This is a genomic window from Nostoc sp. DSM 114167 (assembly GCF_052692655.1).
Genome location: NZ_CP195116.1, coordinates 642,374 through 662,879 on the forward strand (window position 1 = coordinate 642,374; position 20,506 = coordinate 662,879).

Consider the following 20,506-nt stretch of genomic DNA (forward strand, 5'->3'; position numbering starts at 1 on the left):
ATATAAATAGTTAAGCAGAAATTAAGAAACTTACTTCTGCTAACTTTTATAAGTAAAGCCCCGATTAACTCTAAGAGGGTATTGATTTCTATGTATGTGAATCAAACATTGCTTTCGATAGCGTGTCTAGTTGGCATTTATTCAGCGTTTTAAAACTTTGGATAGATGTTTCGGGTATATACAGCTAATTTCAAGTTAATGAAGTACACAAGCTGTCAAGTCTTCTTTGCGTATCTTGCTAATGCGATCGCTTCTTTTTTTGTAGAGAAGCGATCGCAGTGTTTATTTTATAGTCGCAGATAAGATAAGAGAGTAATATGCTCCTCACACACAAGTAGCAATGACCTCAACCCTGCGGAAATTTACTAGTCTCAATGCTCCGACGCTGCACCAGTTGCCCAATGGTTTGACAATCATTGCCGAGCAAATGCCAGTTGAAGCCGTAAATCTCAACTTATGGATAAAAGTTGGCTCTGCTGTCGAACCTGATGCTATTAACGGCATGGCTCACTTTTTAGAACACATGATTTTTAAAGGAACAGAACGACTGGCTAGCGGCGAGTTTGAACGTCGAATTGAAGAACGGGGTGCTGTCACTAATGCCGCTACTAGCCAAGACTATACTCATTACTATATAACTACTGCCCCCAAAGATTTTGCCGAGCTTGCGCCACTACAAATAGATGTAGTATCGAATGCGAGTATTCCTGATGATGCCTTTGAACGCGAGCGATTGGTAGTTTTAGAAGAAATTAGGCGTTCAGAAGATAATCCCCAACGGCGTACATATCGCCGGGCGATGGAGACAGCCTTTGATTATCTACCCTATCGCCGTGCGGTATTGGGGCCAGAATCGGTGATTGCCGGACTTAAACCCCAGCAGATGCGAGATTTTCATGCTAATTGGTATCAACCCCAGTCAATTACGGCTGTGGCTGTGGGCAATTTGCCCGTGGAAGAATTAATTGCAACTGTCGCTGAAGGATTTACAAAAGTTACTCGCAACTCTCCACTTCCCAATACAGACGCGATGAATGACGTGTCTGCCCACTCCTCACTAAATCCTGAATCACCATTTACAGAAATTGTTCGTCGAGAATTTATCGATGAAAGTCTCCAACAAGCAAGGCTAGTAATGGTTTGGCGAGTTCCAGGAATGACGCAGTTAGATCGCACCTATGGATTGGATGTTTTAGCCGGAATTTTGGGACACGGACGGACATCAAGACTGGTGAGGGATTTACGGGAGGAACGGGGATTGGTTACTTCAATTTCTGTGAGCAACATGAGCAACGAGCTACAAGGGGTATTTTATATTTCCGCTAAATGCGCAGTAGAAAATTTAGCAGTTGTAGAGAATGCGATCGCTCAACACATTGGCAAACTACAGACAGAATTAATAACAGAATCAGAAATTGTTCGTATACGGCAGCGAGTAGCTAACAGATTTATATTTGGCAACGAAACACCAAGCGATCGCTCTGGGTTGTATGGTTATTATCAATCTTTGGTGGGAGATTTGGAACCCGCCTTTAACTACCCAGCGATCGTTCAGAGCCAAGATGCAACAGACTTGATGCAAGCAGCCAAAGAGTATCTATCTCCATATGCTTATGGTGTAGTTTTTGTCAAGCCGTAAATTTGTCATTGGTCATCTGTCATTTGTCATTAGTTATTCTCTCCCTGCCCCCTGCCCCCTGCCCCCCTGCCCCTCGGTCACTGAGCGTAGCCGTTCGCGGAGCGTCTCGCAGAGAAGTGCTGCTCCTCTGCTCCCCATTCCCCACTCCCCAATTTAATCATGTGGACTCAAATCGACACCCATATTAGCCAGGTGACTGGCGAAAAATTTCAAAGTCAGCAAAGGCGATCGGTTGGTGGCGGGTGCATCAACCAAGGTTATGCTGTCTCTAATGGTGAGATAACTTACTTCGTCAAACAAAACCTTGCATCCCAAATTGCGATGTTTGAAGCTGAGGCGTTAGGTTTAGAGCAAATGCTAGCAACAGCTAGTATTCGCGTTCCCAAACCAATTTGCTGGGGTACTGCTGATAATTCTAGCTACATCATCCTGGAATGGTTGGAACTTGGTAGCGGTAACAGCAATTCATGGCAGGAAATGGGGCGCAAGTTAGCAGCGATGCATAAAGCTAGCAGTAGTCAAGTTTTTGGTTGGAAAATTAACAATACCATTGGTTCCACACCCCAAATTAATACTTGGACAGCAGACTGGACGGAATTTTATATTAAACATCGCTTGGGTTATCAATTTCAGTTGGCAAGGCGACGTGGAGGTAATTTTCCCCAACAAGACAAGTTACTAGCAGCTATCCCGGAACTATTGGCGGATCGTCAGGTGCAACCTTCTTTAGTACATGGCGATTTATGGGGCGGAAATGCAGGGTGTACTGCATCAGGGGAACCAGTGATATTCGATCCAGCAACTTATTTTGCGGATAGAGAAGTTGATATCGCCATGACCGAATTATTTGGTGGTTTCCCCGCAGCGTTTTATAAGGGTTACAACGAGGTGTTTCCGTTAGATGCAGGCTATGAGCAAAGAAAAACACTCTATAACCTATATCACATTTTGAATCACTTCAATTTATTTGGGGGTAGTTACGATTCCCAAGCCAATAGGATCATTGACCAGATTTTACGATAAAGGATGGGGATTAAATAAACGTGTAAGGGTACGCAGACCAATACTTGTCGGGTTTTGGAGAAAAGGGGAAGGTGGGGCCCCAAGAAGGGGATAAGGGGCGGGGGAAAAGGGAAAGAAAAAACTTTTAACCTTTACCCTTTAACCTTTTCCCCAAACCCAATTCCGATTTAAAAATGCACAAAGCGAGCAGTATTGGGTACGCGGACTCGCTTGCCGCCGGCGCTATCCTGCCTTCTGCCTTCTGAATTTGTCCTGGTGTCACAGACTCGATTGCGAGATGATGGTAGTTTATCTTTGCACAAACTCCTTTATCTCAATCGCGATACAAGTTATGACACTCAATTTATATTTACTGCGACATGGAGAAACTACCTTTAGTCAAAGTGGTAATTTCTGCGGTGAAACTGATGCGGAGTTGACAACAGAGGGGATGGAGATGGCATCCGCTTTTGCCGATGTTTATCAACAATTGAAGTGGGAAGGGGTTTATGTTAGCCCAATGAAACGTACAATTGCAACTGCCAAGCCATTTTGTGATGCTATCGGTATGGATATGCAGTTGCGTGACGGACTTAGAGAAGGTAGTTACGGCGAATGGGAAACTAAGAGTAAATCGTTTGCCCAAGAGAATTACGCAGAGAACTATCTAAAATGGGTGACAGAACCAGCTTGGAATGCACCACTAGGTGGAGAAACTGCGGTAGATATTGCTAACCGTTCTATGCCTGTAATTGCTGAAATTCAAGAAAAACATCCCCAAGGTAATGTTTTAGTAGTTTCCCATAAAGCCACGATTCGGATTATGCTTTGCAGTTTACTAGGAATTGATTTGGGACGCTATCGCTATCGGGTGAATATTTTGGTCGCCTCGGTAAGTATGGTTAAATTTGATGTTAATGGCCCCTTATTAGAAATATTAGGCGATCGCCATCATATACCCGATCGTATTCGCTCTCGTCCGGGAACATAATAGTCTCTTAGGGACTTGCAAAAAATAAATTATCCTAAATTATTTCTAGATTTGTAGGGGCACAAGGCCTTGCACCCCTACAATTATTTTTTAACTGCAAGGCACTGCTTCGCCCGCCTTAAAAGCGATGGCGTAACCGCCCGCGTGGGTTGACAAAGCCCTCAGAGGATGAATGAACAAGTATTTTTCATCACATCAAAGCCTCAAAAACCTAACCCCCCTAGCCCCCTAAGGCTCACGAGGAAATGGCAGAGTGGTTTCATACAACAAAAAGAAAAAACTTTGTGCAGTTGGTTCAAGAGGGCACGTTGTGCTTGAGGAATAGTTCGGAAACTCTGTTTGCGGGCGTTCGTAATAAAAAAGTTGCGTAATAGTGCAATTAGTACTTCGACAAAACTTGATGGAAGTGAGAAATTCCATATTCAATATCTGCAAACTGAAGTACACCATATGCTTTGGAATGAACGCTTGCTTGTAGCGATCGCACCGCCCCAAAGTCTTCATTTAACACCCGCTCAAATTCAGGTCGAAATTCATCCTGCTTATAAGGAAATGCTTCAATTTGGGCTTTGGTTTGATAAATAAAAACCTCAAACTTAGTTCTTATGGGAGATAAAGGAGTCAGCCGAAAAACTGAAACTTTGTCTCTTGCAGTATTCACCATCATATTAGGAAAGATGAAACCCTGATACGATTGTCCCCTTGGTTCTCCTGCAAAAGCAGGGTGATCTTTGACAAATTCATCATCTGTAAAAGGAACAAATATCTGATAGTGTCGCCCAGTTGGAGTGTAAATAATATTCTTCGGATCGAAACACTTTAAACTTTGGGCATGAACAACTGACAAGTGATAACACTCTAGATAATTTTCAATCGGAAATTTCCAATTGGCTGGCTCTTCATAAACTCACATCTTGCACCGAGAAATATGAATGTCAAAACCACAACTACGTGTAAGAGGAGTTAGCCGTTTAATATTAAGTAAAAGAAAATACACAACTATTTGAGGAAAAATAGATTCTAAAGCAGTTTGTGCAGCTTGTCCCCAATCAGGTGAAGAAGCTGGCTGAGTATGCAGATAACTCCAATGAGCGATGAGATAAGCAGTCAGAGAAAGAATCAGCCAGCGATACATACCCTTAAGAGTACCTTGACCAAAACGATGTAAACCAAAGCGATGTTTGGCAGTTTTAAACCAACCTTCAATCTGCCAACGACGCTTACCCCACCACCGTAGAGTAGAAGCTTTAATTGGGCGGGTAGACAGAACAAAACGCTTTTCTAACTTGCCATTATCCCGCTTTAAGTAATACCAAGATACTGTAACAGGAAACTTTAAACCTACTAAACGAACCTGTTGACCCTGTTTGTGCAAATGTCGTAAAACTCTACCATCGGTCAATTTACGGCTAATCGCTACACCTGTAACAGCATGATATTTAAGCTGACGTATACCCTGCAAGAATTCGACACTACCAAAAGCTGTATCCGCTAAAATAATTGTTTCAAAGTGTTGAGTTAAAGATTGAGGTAAACGTTTCACTAGAGATAGTCCAAGTTTAGCTGGTGATGGAGTACCCTTACCTCTCCAAACACGGAAATTCCAGGGAATACGCCATTTTCCGATTACCAAATAAACTACTACCAAATGGAGACCACGCTTACCGTTATAGACTTTGATTAACTCACTAAAATCTTTAAATTTGCCACGTTTTTCTAAAGTCGTCAGGTCAATGATTACTTGTAAAAATGGTCTGCGCCCTCTGCCAGATGACGATAATGACTTGACCACTGTTTGTAATACTTGGTGGCGAACTATGCGAATCATTTCCCTTGTTGACCAAGGATTGATATTTAAAAATCGGCTGATTGCGCTGGGGGATTTTGCCTGACTATGTTCAGGTAATGGGTGTCCTTGTGCCTCTAAGAATAACCCCAGCATAGCTTCTAGGTTATCTTTTTGGTACTGCGTCGGCATCAACTTTTTGAGGTTGTAAACTAATTCTTGGGCGTGGGCAAGCATTTTTCTTGCTTTAAAACATTTCGATATTTCACGCCTTTTCTCTCATATTTCGAGATTCAGATGCAATCATCTCTCTATCTCAGGTCAAAAAGTCTCTGCATTCCAGCATCTATTTCTCTCTGTATTAATTGCACTATTTAAGTTATATTTAGCACTTAATCTCCCTGATTGATGATATTTACTTGTTGTATAGTTTTGCACTAGGTTATTTGAACTGTACGGGTGACTACGGTTGATGCAAGATGTGAGTAAAACCAACGATCGACCTGCTGAAGTTCCTGCCAGGAGTGCTGATATTGCTCTAAATAGGTTGAGAATCCGGCTAAATAACTGACTAACGATTCGCCTTCTGCTGCTGAGCAAACAAAGATAAAGCCGCCCCATGTCTCTACTCGTCCCTTCGCTAGATAGACAGCCGACTTATCTAAATTGGGAAAACACTCAGCGCGAGGTAAACCTTTAAGATTACCTTCATAATTGAAGTTCCAACCATGATACGGACAACGCACTCGTTGACAATGACCCTGCCCTTGTAACATCTGCGCTCCGCGATGCGGACAAACATTGTGCATTGCTTGCAATTCACCATTACGATCGCGAATCACGAACATGGGCTGATCGCCAACTTGGCAAGTTAAATAATCCCCAGGATTAGGTAGATCGGATTCACGTCCTACAAATTGCCAGGTGTTACGCCAGATAGTTTGCTGCTCGTAAGCAAAAATTCGCTCGCTAAAGTAGTAATCACCGGGTAGTCCAAATTTTGGTTGATTGGTACTAGAAGTGCGATCGAGAAATGAAGGATGGATCGAGATCATATTGTTAAATTCTATTTAATCAGTGCTATTGAGCGATCGCTGTAGTCAGAACAACCCCAGATGAGATTGCCTCTTGTGCTAATTCCTGCCACCAAGCTTCCATCGCATCGATCGTTGCCCGAAATCCTGCTGCAAACTCTCCAAATTGTTCGGGTTGTATGTACGCTGCCAGAGATGTTCTCAAACCCGCTTCATGTTCAATTTCCCACTCATCTAAATGCTTGCTAAAGAAATATTCCAAATCTTTGGGCATTGCTCCTTCCAGCAACCAATTTACAAGTTGCACGATTAGAGTTAATTCTGGAATTGAGGTTGCCTCGATCGCATAGGTTGCCCCCAGCACATAGGGTATTTGTTGCTCAAATATCGATTGCATAGTTCTTAACAATTTGGATGTAGCGATCAATGGCGTTGCGTTCTTCACAGGAACACTCAGTCCTTGTTCTAACCCTTCAGCTAAAAGCGTGTAATGAGAAATTCCTTGTGTACTTTTGCCCATCTCTTCAGCAATGTTTTCTTTGAGTTCTTGGGCTACAATGTCCCATTTTGCTACCAGCGCTTTCTGTCTTGCTAATTCTGTGAAACCCACCAACTCCTTTGGAAAAATCGAATATTGCTGCATGATATAAGCAATCTGAGCAAAGCTTGCTTTGTTCAGCATTTGTGCAACCGGATTTTTTGTAATACTAAATGCCAGGTAATCCTGAGCGAGCAGTTGATTTAGCTGCTGAGTTAGGCGATCGAATGTGTTCACAATTTTAGTCATTTCAAGAGTTGAAGTAGTGTCGGTCGATTTGTCTCAAAAGTTGCTGTGAATATCGAAAAGGTGATACTAGCGGCAATATCAAAACCAAGCAAAATTGATACGTAAAATTAATACGCATTTCACTGGGCTGATTACCAAGTATTTCTGAATACAGGCAAGGCAAATTTGATACTCAGTTAGCTTGGTTGATTACCAAAGATTGCTGAATACCGATATCAGGCCTGAACTTGCAAACAGTTAATTTATGAAGTTTTTGGCATTCTTGATTGCCAAATTTGGTTTTTGGAATCCAAGAAGCTTGAATTTTATTTCTTTAGATATTAAATCATTATAAATATTTATATTTCATTAAGATTATTAAAGTAATGTTTCAACAAAGAAACATTTTTCAATTGGCATTAGTTAAGTAAATTTAATTACTAAATATTAATACTTAGTAAATCACATTAAATATCCCAAATAGCGGCACACACAGGTATTTATCTTGTTCGCAGAAGCAAGGAACGAGCTTGATTGAGGATAAACTTCGGGAAGATGAAGCACAAATTAGCTGAAAAAAGTATAAAATCAACTAAGTGATTTTTCTTGTATTTGATAGTATGAAGTTTGTGATGGGTAATCTAGGTTAAGCCAAGACCTGAGCGAACCAAGATTTACCACTCATGAAGATACATTCATCTAGCAAAGTCCGTGCATTTTCATTACACCTTGTTCTGATCGTTCCTTTCGTATTGCAAGTTTTTGCCATCGTGGGACTGGTTGGGTATTTGTCGTTTAAAAATGGCGAGAAAGCGGTGAACAATCTGGCGGATCAGTTGATGGAGCGAACCAGTGGTGAAGTAAATCAACATTTGGATGCTTACCTGTCGATTCCCCATAAAGTTATCCAGTTAAATGCGGATGCAATTAGTATGGGATTGCTGAATGTGCGCGATCGCCTCAAGGTTGGCAAGTATTTCTGGCACGAAATGCAAGCCTATGACTTAACCTTTATCAGCTTAAACCTAGCAACTGGAGAAGGGACTGGAGCCGGTCGTTACGATGGCAAAACGGTGACCATTGATGATAATGCAATCAAAACTCCAAGTCTGCCGAAAAATACGAAAACTTACTTAACAGATAATGATGGCAACCCAACCAAAGTGATGACGACCAGTACTTGGGATACCGTCAATGAACTTGCCTATACTGAACCTGTGAAAGCCGGAAAACCTATTTGGGTTCGCATTTATACTTATTACGATCCTGCTTATCCCCCCTATATTGTGGCATCGGCAGGTCGTCCGATTTATGATGCCAGCAAAAAACTGATTGGTGTTGTGGGGGCTGAAATTCACCTGTTGAAACTCAGTGAATTTTTACAAAAATTAAATGTCAGCCACTTTGGACAAGTTTTTATTATGGAGCGTGATGGTATGTTGGTTGCCAATTCTGCTCAAGAAAAGCCTTTTACTGTAGTCAATAACGAAATTAAACGCCTGAAAGCGATCGACAGCCCCAATCCGGCGGTACAAAACATTGCCAAGCAGCTTCAGCAGCGCATTCCAAATTTCCAGTCGATTACCAATACCCAAAAACTGAAAGTTAATGTTCAAGGAGAAAATTTCTACGTGCATATTGTACCTTGGCGAGACCAACATGGTTTGGACTGGTTAGTGGTAGTTGGTATTCCGGAAAAAACTTACATGGCGCAAATCCATGCCAACACCCAAATTAGTATCCTGCTGTGTTTTGGGGCGCTGATAGTAGCAACAACGATTGGCGTATTTACCTCACGCTGGATTGCCCATCCTATCTTGCGCTTGAATCAGACTACCCAGGCAATAGCATTTGGTGATTTACAACAGACACTCGAAGAGGGGAATATCGATGAACTCAACACTCTTGCTCACTCTTTTAATCACATGGCAGGACAATTGCGCGAATCCTTTGTGGCTTTAGAAAATAGTAATGCAGAACTAGAAGCGCGAGTCGAACAACGGACTGTTGAACTGAAAACAGCCTTGAATGAATTGCAACGTACCCAAGCACAAGTAGTTCAAAGTGAAAAAATGTCTAGTCTGGGTCAACTGGTAGCAGGTATTGCCCATGAAATCAATAACCCAGTCAACTTTATTCACGGTAATCTTACTTACTTAGATGAATATACTGAAAACTTGTTACAGATGATTTATCTCTACCAAGAACGCCATTCTAGTCATGACCCAGAAATTCAAGCATTAGCAGAGAAAATAGATCTAGAATTTCTCATTGAAGATTTACAAAAGATACTGCCTTCAATGAAAATGGGGACTGAAAGAATTCGTAACATTGTGCTATCGCTGCGGAATTTTTCGCGTATGGATGAAGCGGAATTTAAGACAGTTGATATTCATGAAGGCATCGAAAGTACGCTCTTGATTCTGCAACACCGCCTTAAAGATAAACCAGACCATCCAGCAATTGAAGTTATTAAAGATTATGGCAACTTGCCGCAAGTGGAATGCTATCCTGGTCAACTCAACCAAGTATTGATGAATATTTTGGTAAATGCAATCGATGCCCTAGATGAAGCAGACATCAAGCGCACCTCTCAACAGATAGAGGAAAATCCTAGTCAAATTACTATCCGCACTTCAGTAGTTGATTCACAATCAATAGAAATTGCGATCGCTGATAATGCACAAGGAATGCCAGAATCGGTTCAAAACCGAATCTTCGATCCATTTTTTACTACCAAACCTGTAGGCAAAGGAACAGGTATGGGTATGGCAATCAGCTACCAAATCATTACGAAAAAGCATGGTGGGAAATTGCTATGTTTTTCTAGCCTTGGGCAAGGCACTAATTTCATAATTCAAGTGCCTATCCGGCAACAAGCTCCTGAAAGCGTCGTCAAAGTATAGACTGTTATATATCTCCCTGCTCCCTGCCCCTCTGCCTACACAGCGATGGGATCTTTTTTGAGTTGGAAGTCCCTGACGCGTAGGTATAGCCCAAAGTAGGCATCACCTGCTCAAAAATTATGTTTCCAACGCCAATTTTCAGCAATATTTTAAATTTCATTGCTTGTTGATAAATTGTCTTTGACCTTAAAATCTTACGAATAGGTTCAAATAAATAAGCATAGAGGAAAAAGTTATGTCTTTGAGTGTCACACTAGAAATCAGCAATGATGTTGCTAAAATCACTTTGTCTGGAGAATTAGATGCAATGACTGCACCGATTTTCAAGACAGAGGTAGAGAAAGCAGCAGTTGAGCATCCAAAACACCTCGTGTTGTTGATGCAAGACTTAGAATATATGGCCAGTGCGGGTCTACGAGTACTCATTTTTGCTAAACAAACAATAGATGCTAATGCAAATATTTACATAGTTGCTCCGCAAGAAATGGTCTTGGAAACACTCAAAAAAACTGGACTTGACCAAAGCTTGCTTGTAGTTGATGAATATGATACTGAATCCTTACAGAAACTCAACTAGTTACTACCAAAAAAAATTTACGCTGGCAGAAACTCTAATCTGCACAAGCATCAACTAGGTAGACAATAGCATCGCCTGCAAGTGCCGCGATCGTTTCCTGACTGAGTGAAGGCTCAGAAAATATAAAATTCAAAAACATATTTTTCTGAAACCTTAATGCCTCAACCACAAAAACACCTGGAAACACTGATGCTGAAGCTACAGCATTAATTTCTTCGAGTTGAAATACCCCGTAGCGCTGGAAAATGTTAACTAAACCAAGCTTAGTGACTCCAACACTTGCCAGTACTTGATTTCAGAGCATTCCCTTTGTTGCCACTGCCAGTCCAGACGCTAGCATCATACTAAATAGATCGTTGCGCTGGATATTCGTAGCGATTTGTTGTTTCACATCGCGTGCTAAATTCCCAAAGGACATACTTGGTTTTAAGGTATGAAATGCAACAGTGGATGAAGCTAATGACACCATCTGCCGATCGCTAATTATTGGTTACGTTAATTAAGAGACACTTGATAAAGTAAATTTTTAGACTACAAGACAACGCAGTATGTATTCGTGAGAAGTTAAGGTCGAGCCTTTTAAAATAATTTGTTCTTTAATAGATAGTTTTGGTTTACGACCTCCTCGGATAACAATAATTTTCACTTTTTTAAATTCTAATAAAGTTTGTTTTCCATGATACAATCATTGGGTATTTAAAATTAATTGTTGTAATTGTTCATACTCGAAACTAATCAAAAACTTTGTTTTTTAGGATTGTCTTCAATATAATTCAGTATGTCGCTCATAGTTTTGTGTAAAAATATTATCTAATGTTCTTATATATGAGAATGATACTATTTTAAAGATATCTACTGTTTGGACTTTGGACAAAAAGAAGATAGTTCGCAAGTGTTCTTTCCCCTCTGCTGGCTACGAGGAAAAGTTTGTGTAGCCCACCACTAGAATTATGGCGATCGCACATAGCAATAATGCTCATAGATGATGGCTTTGATTCCAAGTGAATTATCAACTTTAAGCTTGGGGAATTGGCAGTGAACAGAAAAAATCAAAAGTCAAAAGGAAATAGTCCGTTGGTAAGGCAGTACGTTAGCGTTAGCGCAGCGTTAGCGAGTCATCTCCCAAGGGGAGACGCTAAGAGCGAACGAGCGTCGGTAATTGCGCATTTGTACCCCTTTGGGGAAGCAAGCTACTTACAGCGTCTTTGTCAGCAAAAGCCACTGGTGTTTAGAAGTCAGAATGCTGCATTGCCAATCGTGCTTACCCTATGCTTCTGGTTAGGGAGCATTGCTGCTAAACCCGTATTTGGACAATCCATTGTTCCAGCTAATGATGGGACAGGGACAGTTGTAACTCAAGAGGGTAATCGCATCGATATCCAAGGGGGTAAGCTTTCTGGCGATCGGGCGAACCTATTTCACAGCTTGGAGAAATTTGGACTCAATCAACAGCAGATTGCCAATTTTCTCTCGAATCCCGATATTCACAATATTCTCACACGAGTTATCGGTGGAGATCCTTCAACCATCAATGGATTGATTCAGGTAACTGGAGGAAATTCCAACTTATTCATTATGAATCCAGCAGGAGTCATCTTTGGGCCGAATGCCCAAATTAACCTTCCGGCTGATTTTACGGTAACGACTGCTACAGCAATTGGTTTTGACAATCGCTTTTGGTTTAATGCAGTTGGTAAAAATGATTACTCAAGTTTAAATGGTAATCCCTCTGGGTTTGCCTTTGATTTCGCCAATCCTGGGACTATTATCAATGCTGGTAGTTTGTCAGTTTTAGAAAAACACAATCTGGCTTTAATCGGTGGGAATATTATTAATACCGCGACATTGAGCGCACCCGGCGGCAATATCACTCTTGCAGCAGTGCCGGGGACAAACCTGATTCGGATCTCTCAAGCAGGAAACCTGCTGAGTTTAGAGCTAGAACTGCCAAGAAATACAACAGGCCAACACCTAGCAATTAACCCTCTGGATTTGCCAACGCTGTTAACCCAAGGAGCTAAGGGACTAAATCTTGGTGCGATCGCTTCTTTAGATGCTGGCACAGTGCAGTTAACACGAGCTGGTACAACTATCCCAACTGCCGCAGGAACTACGATCGCTTCTGGAACCCTAGATGTTTCCAATACAAAAGTTATGCAGACAGGTGGTACAGTAAACGTCTTGGGCGATCGCGTCGGATTGATTGGTGCTAACATTAATGCCTCTGGCACATCTGGTGGCGGCATCGTTCGGATTGGGGGAGACTACAAAGGTCAAGGTACTTTGCCCAATGCCTCACAGACGTTTGTTAGCAGTGATTCGGTAATTAATGCTAACGCCCTGCGAAACGGTGATGGCGGTCGGGCGATCGTTTGGTCGGATAATAACACTCAGTTCTTTGGTAAGATCGACGCCATCGGGGGGCTTAATACTGGGAATGGCGGATTAGTCGAAGTATCTAGCAAAGGATTGCTCTTATTTCAAGGCTTAGTTGATTTGCTCTCGCCTGCGGGGGAAGTCGGCACGCTCCTGCTAGATCCGACTGATATCACCATCAGCAGCGCGATGGATACCGACAGTATGACCTTAGGTAAGGGTATATTTGCTGACACCACCACAACCTCTTCTAATCTCAACTCGACTACGCTAGAAAATCAACTAGCTTTGAGTAATGTTACCGTTTCGACAACATCGGGTTTGGCAGGTAAAGGAGATATTACAGTCAGCAATCCGATCTCATGGAGTAGCGGTTCTGACTTGAAATTAGCTGCCGATCGCAATATCAACATCAATGCCAACATCGGTACAACGGGTACTAACAATGCAAATCTAACGCTAGAAGCTAATAACAGTATTTTTCTCAACTCAAATGCCAAGCTAACAACCAGTGGTGTGGGGAAGTTGGATGTCACCCTCAATGCAAATCGAGACGGGATCGAAGCAGGAGCGATCGCCCTCAAAAGCGGTGCTGCGATCGATTCTAATGGAGGTAATATAATTCTGGGCGGTAGTAGTAACCCCTTAAACGAACCGGCACAAGGAACAGCAGCAAATCCCATTGGAGTCAGCCTTAATGGAGCTACTCTCAACTCTGGTACTGGCAATATTTCGATTAAAGGTCAGGGAAACAACGCTGATGCGAGCGAGCAGAAAGGCGTTTGGCTGAATAATAGCAGCATCATAGCTGAAAATGGAGATATCAGCTTAACTGGCATAGGCTACGGAAATGGAAACAACAACAACGGGATTCAGCTTAACAATAGCCTGGTGAGTTCCACTGGCACTGGGAAGATTACACTCCAAGGTACTAGTAACGCTAGAGGAGGTAGGGACAACGACGGCATTGAAGTAAACAGTAGCATCATCAGCGCGACTAAAACGGGGACAATTAATCTAGAGGGGATTGCCGGAGTCGGGACTGATATTAGTGAGGGGATATATATCGGTCGCAATTCCAGAGTCAGTTCAGCCAATGGAAATATCAACCTTATGGGTACTGGCGGTAATGGAGAGGGAAATCGGAACTTCGGCATTTCACTGGAAGACGGCGCAGAGGTGGAATCGACGGCAATAGGAAATATAAGCTTAGATGGCGCTAGTAGTGGTAACACTACAGAAGGAATTAGCATTAAAAACAGTTCCATTAACCCCACTGGAACAGGCAGTGGTACGATCGCCCTCACTGCTGATGAAATGAACTTCCTTGGCTCCACCCAAATCAAAGGTACTGGTATCCTTCAGTTGCAGCCTCGGACTCCGAGCTTAGGCATTACCTTGGGTGGCAACATTAACGATGCCCGTTTAAATCTAAATGCCAGTAAATTAAACACCTGGCAAAATGGCTTTTCTCAAATATCGATCGGGCGAGATAACAGCAGCGGTACTATTACCTTGGCAGGTGATGTGACTTTCAATGACCCGGTTACTTTGCGATCGCCCTTTGGCTCAGGTTCCATCAACACTAGTGGATTTCAACTCACAGGAGCCGACAATGCCACCCTTAACCTGCAAGCCAACCAAAACATTACCACTGGCGATGTGGTAAATCAAGGTCGAGATATTAAAATAACCAGTACCAGTGGCAATATCAATACCAGTACGGGAACTCTCAATACTAGTTCTACAACTGGAAATGGGGGAGCGATCGCTCTAGAGGGCGGCAGTGACATTTCCACGGGCAATCTGAACAGTTCAGGAGTTAACGGTGGTGCCATCATCGCCAAAGCTGCCACCAATATTACCACTGGCGCGATTGATTCCAGCAGTAGTTTCGGCAACGGTGGCAATGTCACTCTTGACTCCAGCCGTGACATTCAAGCTACCCAGATTAACGCCCAAGGTGGGAAAAACGGTAGAGGTGGTGACATAGATATCACCGCTAGACAATTTTTCCGCGTCACAGACACCTTCACCGACAGCAACAACAGTCTGGCTAGCATTTCCAGCCTTGGCGGTAACAGTGGGGGAGACATCACGATCCGGCATGGGGGAGGCAGCTTAAATCCGTTTCAGATTGGCAATGCCTCGGTAAATGGTACAGCAGGTGCGATCGTGGGCGGGAAAATTGCTATTATCCCCCCTCCACCTGCAACAGAGACTCCACTTGTTAATTTTAATCCCGTCGATCTCAGCAATCCCTTCCCTGTTACCCAGCCACTACAAGTAACCTTTGCCGCCTCCACACCAGCAACTGACATTAACCTACCAGAACTGGAGGAAGCCTTCACCAAGACCTTTGAGAACCATTTGGGCATCAGCAATGTCCGCATCAAAACCTTAAAAGAAGCCCAAGCTATATTGCGCCGAATTGAACAAGCCACTGGCATTAAATCTGCCCTGATTTATGTCTTATTTCAACCCAAAACCGAGGAAGACTCAAAATCTCAACCAGAGGAGACAGCCAAGCAACCGCAACCTATCTGGGAGTTCAATTCTCAAAGTTTGGAGCAGCGCCGACAGCCAGTACAACCCACTACACAAGCTCTAGATAACTACCAGCTCGAACTAGTGATGGTCACTTCCTCTGGAACACCAATCAGACGGCAGATTAAGGGAGCGACGCGAGAGCTAGTCCTCAAAAACGCTCAAGAATTCCAAGCAGCTATCACTAACATTCAACGCTCTCCCCCATATTTAGCTTTGGCTCAAAAGCTTTATAAGTGGCTGCTTGAGCCTTTGGAAAAAGATTTACAAGCTCAAAAAATCACGAATCTTAGCTTTTTGATGGACGCGGGTTTACGCTCTCTGCCCATCGCCGCCCTGCATGACGGACAAGGGTTTATTGTGGAAAGATACAGCGTTGGTCTGATGCCCAGCTTATCACTTACTGACACTCGCTATGCAAATGTAAGAAATCAGCAAGTCTTAGCGATGGGAGCCGATCGCTTCCCCGATCAAAAGCCCTTACCAGCAGCTTCAGTAGAATTGTCTTTAATCGTCAGTCAATTGTGGCCTGGCAAGTCTTTCCTTAACGAAAACTTCACAGTGGAAAAGCTCAAACAAGCCCGCGCTTTACAAACTTTTGGTATTGTCCATTTCTCTACCCATGCCAACTTTCAGCCTGGTAATATCAATAAATCCTATATTGAGTTTTGGTATAGCAAATTACTAATTAGCCAATTGCAGCAGTTGAAATTAAGTCAGCCGCCAGTGGAACTATTGGTTTTGAGTGCCTGTCGTACAGCATTAGGGAACCCAGAAGCGGAGTTGGGATTTGCAGGCTTGGCGGTGTTAGCAGGAGTGAAATCAGCGATGGGCAGTCTATGGTCTGTCAACGATGAAAGCACAATGGGACTGATGACAAGTTTCTACGAGAAATTGAAAGAAACTCCCATCAAAGCCGAGGCTCTGCGGCAAGCACAAGTAGCAATGCTCAAGGGTCAGGTGCGACTAGAGAAGGGTCGGTTGGTAACACCGAGTAAAAGTTTTCCTTTACCGCCGGAGTTAAGACAGATAGGAGACAAAGAATTTGCTCATCCTTATTATTGGAGCGGTTTCACGCTCGTCGGCAATCCTTGGTAAGGGACTTCCAGAAAATAAATTATCCAATTAACTGGGATCGGAATGGCACTAAGAAAAGCCCAAAGACTTATTGTATCCTCGTTCGCAGCCTCCAGGCTCTTAACGAGTTCCGAGAGGCTCTGCCTCTTGTCAAGCTATGGAGGCAAAGGGCTGTATCTTAACAAGCGTGCCATTAAACTGAAATCCTATTTTTCTGTTTCCCCCCTGTCATTCTGCCTATACAGCGACGAAATATTTTTTAATTGGAAGTCCCTCAGAGAGTGCATTTTTCAGATATAGCCGCAGTCACACAGATTAAGACAGTATTGATTGCTCAAAGTTTTGAAAAAACTGGGTTTTGACTCAGCACTGGCTCAACCTTAGCTATCCGCTAACAGCACTCAACTATACTTCTGAAAAGACTGATTTACTGCTTCAAAGATTTACGTTCAATAGAAGTCCTTACGCGGATCATGAATTTACCAAAATCTTTTCTGTTTTTAGCGATCCTTGTTAGCGCACTTTCTCCCACCATTGTCACTTTTGCTAGCTTGCCATTACGGCGATCGGCATCCAACTTGGAGTGGAAAGTTAGTCTCAAATTCCCACCTGTAGATGACCGAGGAGCGCCCTCTCAAACATTGGGTGGAGGAACGCGTGGCTCTTCTTGTATCGATGGGAGCAAAATACCGATAACGCCTTTGATGCCGTCAAAAAAGAATTTTGGGAAAACGGTTGCAGCCAATCCAACACTATATTGGTACATTCCTCAAAATACTGCCCAATCTGGAGAATTGGCTTTGACAGATGAAGCCGGAAATCAGGTTTATCTGACAACTTTTAAACTACCTAGTACTCCTGGCATTATTAAACTGGAATTACCAGCAAATGTTTCTCTCCAAATTGGCAAGTATTATCGATGGTACTTCACGATGATTTGCGATTTTCAAGACCGCGCTCAGGATGAATCTGTCAAGGGATTACTCCAGCGTACCGAAGTAAGTTCATCCCTGAAAAGTCAGCTAGCTGGGGCAGGACTTCTAGAACAGGCAAAAATTTATGCAGAGTCTCAAATTTGGCAGGAAGCACTGAATACCGTTGCTCAATTGCGCCGCGAGAAGCCAACTGAATGGGAAGAACTTTTACAATCAGTCGGTCTAGGGGCGATCGCCAAAGAACCTTTCCTTGACTGCTGCACGAGCGATCGCTAACCTTAGTACAACTATATGGCAAAGTGAAAACGGCTACTTTGCTACCCGGAAAAATTAATTTTGGTACAAACAAGATGATCTGGAGAAAGTGGAAAAAGCTACTGTGGCAATGGCGCGGTGTTTTGATTACTACTCCTAGTGTGGCTGGTGTAGTCATCTTATTACGCTTTGCTGGTTTAATGCAGCCTTGGGAGTTGGAGGCTTTCGATGGATATATGCGTCTGCGACCCCAAGAAGCACCCGATAACCGGATTGTGATTGTGGGAGTAAATCTTGCAGACATGAAAAAAATTCGTCAGCCAATCGTTCCAGATGGTCTGTATGCTCAATTGTTGCAAAAATTAAAAGCCAGGAAACCACGAGCTATTGGTTTAGATATCTACCGCGATTTACCTGTAGAACCAGGACATCAAGAATTAACCAAAGTATTTACATCTACCCCGAATTTAGTCGGGATTCAAAGAGTGGTAGGAGATAACCAACGCGAACCAATTGACCCGCCACCAGCACTCAAAGATAAAGGGCAAGTAGGTGCAAATGATTTGGTTTTAGATCCAGATAAAAAGGTAAGACGCAGTTTGCTCTACTTAACAGATAAAAATGGAGAGACTATTTACAGTTTTGCATTATATTTAGCTTTACTTTATCTTGATGCCGAAGGTATTGCACCCCAAACTTCTGGACAGGCAAAAAATTGGCAGTTAGGAAAGACAAGATTTATTCCTTTTGCCGCTAATGATGGTGGCTATGTGCGAGCTGATGACCGTGGCTACCAAATTTTAATTAATTACAGGGGGCCAGCCAGACGCTTTTCTACAGTCACGATGACAGATATTTTAGAAGACAAGGTACCACCAGAATGGGGACGCGATCGCATTATCTTAATTGGTAACGTCAGCGAAAGTTTTGAGGATTTATTCTTCACTCCCTATAGTAGTGGTTTGTTGACTTCCCCAGAACCTATGCCTGGGGTAGAAATTCATGCGAATATGGCTAGTCAAATTATCAGTGCAGCTAAAGCAGGTCGCCCACTAATTAAGAGTTGGTCGCAACCAATAGAAATAGGATGGATTTTTCTCTGGTCTTTTGTGGGTGCAAGTCTAACTTGGCAATGGCGATATGCAGGCGGGATAAAATTTTTCTCCCTCCAGAAAATAACTAGCCCAATTTTGGCAGCAGGTGTGCTATTGGTTAGTACATATACAGCCTTTATCGCCAGTTGGTGGATACCTGTAGTACCACCATTATTAGCTTTGTTGGGATCTGCGATCGCTATTACAGTCTATATCGCCCGTACTGCTGGAGAAATTCGTTATACATTTGGGCGTTACTTAAGCAAAGAAGTAGTCACTACCTTATTAGAAAGCCCAAAAGGTTTACAGCTTGGGGGCGAACGGCGCAAAATCACCATACTCGTCTCCGATTTAAGAGGATTTACCAGTATTTCAGAACAATTACCCCCGGAAAAGGTTGTTCAAATTCTCAATTTTTATTTAGCATCAATGGCAGATATCATTACCCAGTATCAAGGAACCATTGATGAGTTTACAGGTGATGGTATTTTAGTGTTGTTTGGTGCGCCTACTGCCAAAGAAGACGATACTACAAGGGCTATTGCTTGTGCGATCGCTATGCAGTTAGCAATGATGAGTATAAATGAAAAGATGCAGCAGTGGAATCTGCCATCATTAGAAATGGGAATAGCTGTCAACACCGGCGAAGTTGTTGTTGGAAATATTGGTTCTTATATCCGAACCAAATATGGTGTAGTTGGTAGCCAGGTGAATCTCACCTATCGTATTGAATCCTATACAATTGGAGGACAGATTGTTATTTCAGAATCGACATTTAGAGAAGTAGAGTCAATTGTTAAAATCTCTGGGCAAAAGCAAGTACAAGTAAAAGGAATTAAACTACCGATAAATATTTACGAAGTTAGGGGAATTATTGGAAAATACAATCTCTTTTTAACTCAAGAAGAAGAAAAATTACTACCTTTAACTGAAGTAATCCCAATAGAATATACAATTTTAGATGAAAAGCACATTGAAAAAAACTTTTTTCAAGGCAATTTAGTTAAACTTTCTACTAAGGGAGCCGAGGTACGTCCCAAGGATATAGAAAAAGATGTCATCCCTTCTTTATTCAGTAATATTAAATTAGTTTTATCACCAAATTCTCCAAAAGAATTAAGCGCTGATATTTATGCTAAAGTTTTAGAAAAACCAATAGAAGATGGAGTATTTTATATCTACTTTACTACTAAAAGTTCTGAGATAAAAGTAATTCTTAGTAAGATTTAAGTAGTTAGGATCGGGCAGGAGACAGCAAGAAAAAGGATTTTAGCCTCGTTCATTGTTGGGAAAGGGCTAAAGGATAAGGGTTGAGGGTTTTTTACCTTTTCTGCTTCCCCCAACACCCGACAAGTATTGTCTGCCGCCCTACTTAACACTACTCTTAATGGAGCAGACATTCAGTGATAGCGATAAATCTACCAAACTGTAAGCGTTTCGCGTCAGCAATATCGCATCCATCAGTTCAAAAGCTGCATCATACGCTCTACCTAAATAGTTATACGCTGCTTAACGAAATTC

The 20,506-nt window shown here is 42.4% G+C and carries 11 protein-coding genes and 2 pseudogenes; 8 read left to right on the forward strand and 5 right to left on the reverse strand.

The genetic code is table 11. The features are described from left to right. Positions 1-340 precede the first annotated feature (340 nt). From NSTC731_RS02770 to NSTC731_RS02780, 3 genes are all read left to right on the forward strand, one after another. Positions 341-1,639 carry a M16 family metallopeptidase gene (locus NSTC731_RS02770; protein ID WP_445629524.1) on the forward strand — a complete coding sequence of 433 codons (1,299 nt, stop codon included), beginning with the start codon at positions 341-343 and terminating at the stop codon, positions 1,637-1,639. 159 nt (positions 1,640-1,798) lie between these two features. Then, positions 1,799-2,662: a fructosamine kinase family protein gene (locus NSTC731_RS02775; RefSeq protein WP_445629525.1), complete on the forward strand. Its 864-nt coding sequence runs from the start codon at positions 1,799-1,801 to the stop codon at positions 2,660-2,662. Between the two features lie 331 nt (positions 2,663-2,993). Further along, a complete protein-coding gene (locus tag NSTC731_RS02780; protein ID WP_445629526.1) occupies positions 2,994-3,632 on the forward strand; it encodes a histidine phosphatase family protein in 639 nt (212 codons plus the stop codon). Positions 3,633-4,011: 379 nt separating this feature from the next. On the opposite strand, the pseudogene NSTC731_RS02785 reads toward NSTC731_RS02780, so the two are convergent. From NSTC731_RS02785 to NSTC731_RS02800, 4 genes and pseudogenes are all read right to left on the reverse strand, one after another. Continuing rightward, a pseudogene (locus NSTC731_RS02785) lies at positions 4,012-4,524 on the reverse strand (RHO alpha subunit C-terminal catalytic domain-containing protein); the annotation flags it as partial. A 60-nt stretch (positions 4,525-4,584) separates the two neighbouring features. Continuing rightward, positions 4,585-5,655, reverse strand: a pseudogene (locus tag NSTC731_RS02790) (transposase); the annotation flags it as partial. Between the two features lie 200 nt (positions 5,656-5,855). Further along, positions 5,856-6,473 (reverse strand): aromatic ring-hydroxylating oxygenase subunit alpha, encoded by a 618-nt coding sequence (locus tag NSTC731_RS02795; RefSeq protein ID WP_445629527.1) that lies wholly within the window; start codon positions 6,471-6,473, stop codon positions 5,856-5,858. Positions 6,474-6,498: 25 nt separating this feature from the next. Continuing rightward, complete coding sequence (locus tag NSTC731_RS02800; protein WP_445629528.1) at positions 6,499-7,239, reverse strand: DUF3865 domain-containing protein; 741 nt, start codon at positions 7,237-7,239, stop codon at positions 6,499-6,501. A 662-nt stretch (positions 7,240-7,901) separates the two neighbouring features. Between NSTC731_RS02800 and NSTC731_RS02805 the strand changes: the two genes are divergently transcribed. Both NSTC731_RS02805 and NSTC731_RS02810 read left to right on the forward strand, forming a co-directional pair. Continuing rightward, entirely contained in the window at positions 7,902-10,124 is a 2,223-nt protein-coding gene (locus NSTC731_RS02805) for a sensor histidine kinase (protein ID WP_445629529.1), read from the forward strand. A gap of 235 nt (positions 10,125-10,359) precedes the next feature. Further along, entirely contained in the window at positions 10,360-10,701 is a 342-nt protein-coding gene (locus NSTC731_RS02810; RefSeq protein ID WP_445629530.1) for an anti-sigma factor antagonist, read from the forward strand. A 295-nt stretch (positions 10,702-10,996) separates the two neighbouring features. Here the strand turns inward: NSTC731_RS02810 and NSTC731_RS02815 are convergent, their stop codons facing one another. Next, positions 10,997-11,170 carry a hypothetical protein gene (locus NSTC731_RS02815; RefSeq protein WP_445629531.1) on the reverse strand — a complete coding sequence of 58 codons (174 nt, stop codon included), beginning with the start codon at positions 11,168-11,170 and terminating at the stop codon, positions 10,997-10,999. 566 nt (positions 11,171-11,736) lie between these two features. On the opposite strand from NSTC731_RS02815, the gene NSTC731_RS02820 reads away from it, so the two are divergent. From NSTC731_RS02820 to NSTC731_RS02830, 3 genes are all read left to right on the forward strand, one after another. Further along, positions 11,737-16,722: a CHAT domain-containing protein gene (locus NSTC731_RS02820; RefSeq protein ID WP_445629532.1), complete on the forward strand. Its 4,986-nt coding sequence runs from the start codon at positions 11,737-11,739 to the stop codon at positions 16,720-16,722. 452 nt (positions 16,723-17,174) lie between these two features. Continuing rightward, positions 17,175-17,912, forward strand: a complete 738-nt coding sequence (locus NSTC731_RS02825) for a DUF928 domain-containing protein (RefSeq protein WP_445629533.1) — start codon at positions 17,175-17,177, stop codon at positions 17,910-17,912. Positions 17,913-17,935: 23 nt separating this feature from the next. Continuing rightward, positions 17,936-20,215 carry a CHASE2 domain-containing protein gene (locus tag NSTC731_RS02830; protein WP_445629534.1) on the forward strand — a complete coding sequence of 760 codons (2,280 nt, stop codon included), beginning with the start codon at positions 17,936-17,938 and terminating at the stop codon, positions 20,213-20,215. Positions 20,216-20,506: the final 291 nt, after the last annotated feature.

Bases quoted from the DNA above. Each gene is read 5' to 3' on its own strand.
- NSTC731_RS02770 (WP_445629524.1), top strand. From the start codon at position 341: ATGACCTCAACCCTGCGGAAATTTACTAGTCTCAATGCTCCGACGCTG.
- NSTC731_RS02775 (WP_445629525.1), top strand. From the start codon at position 1,799: ATGTGGACTCAAATCGACACCCATATTAGCCAGGTGACTGGCGAAAAA.
- NSTC731_RS02780 (WP_445629526.1), top strand. From the start codon at position 2,994: ATGACACTCAATTTATATTTACTGCGACATGGAGAAACTACCTTTAGT.
- NSTC731_RS02795 (WP_445629527.1), bottom strand. From the start codon at position 6,473: ATGATCTCGATCCATCCTTCATTTCTCGATCGCACTTCTAGTACCAAT.
- NSTC731_RS02800 (WP_445629528.1), bottom strand. From the start codon at position 7,239: ATGACTAAAATTGTGAACACATTCGATCGCCTAACTCAGCAGCTAAAT.
- NSTC731_RS02805 (WP_445629529.1), top strand. From the start codon at position 7,902: ATGAAGATACATTCATCTAGCAAAGTCCGTGCATTTTCATTACACCTT.
- NSTC731_RS02810 (WP_445629530.1), top strand. From the start codon at position 10,360: ATGTCTTTGAGTGTCACACTAGAAATCAGCAATGATGTTGCTAAAATC.
- NSTC731_RS02815 (WP_445629531.1), bottom strand. From the start codon at position 11,170: ATGGTGTCATTAGCTTCATCCACTGTTGCATTTCATACCTTAAAACCA.
- NSTC731_RS02825 (WP_445629533.1), top strand. From the start codon at position 17,175: ATGAATTTACCAAAATCTTTTCTGTTTTTAGCGATCCTTGTTAGCGCA.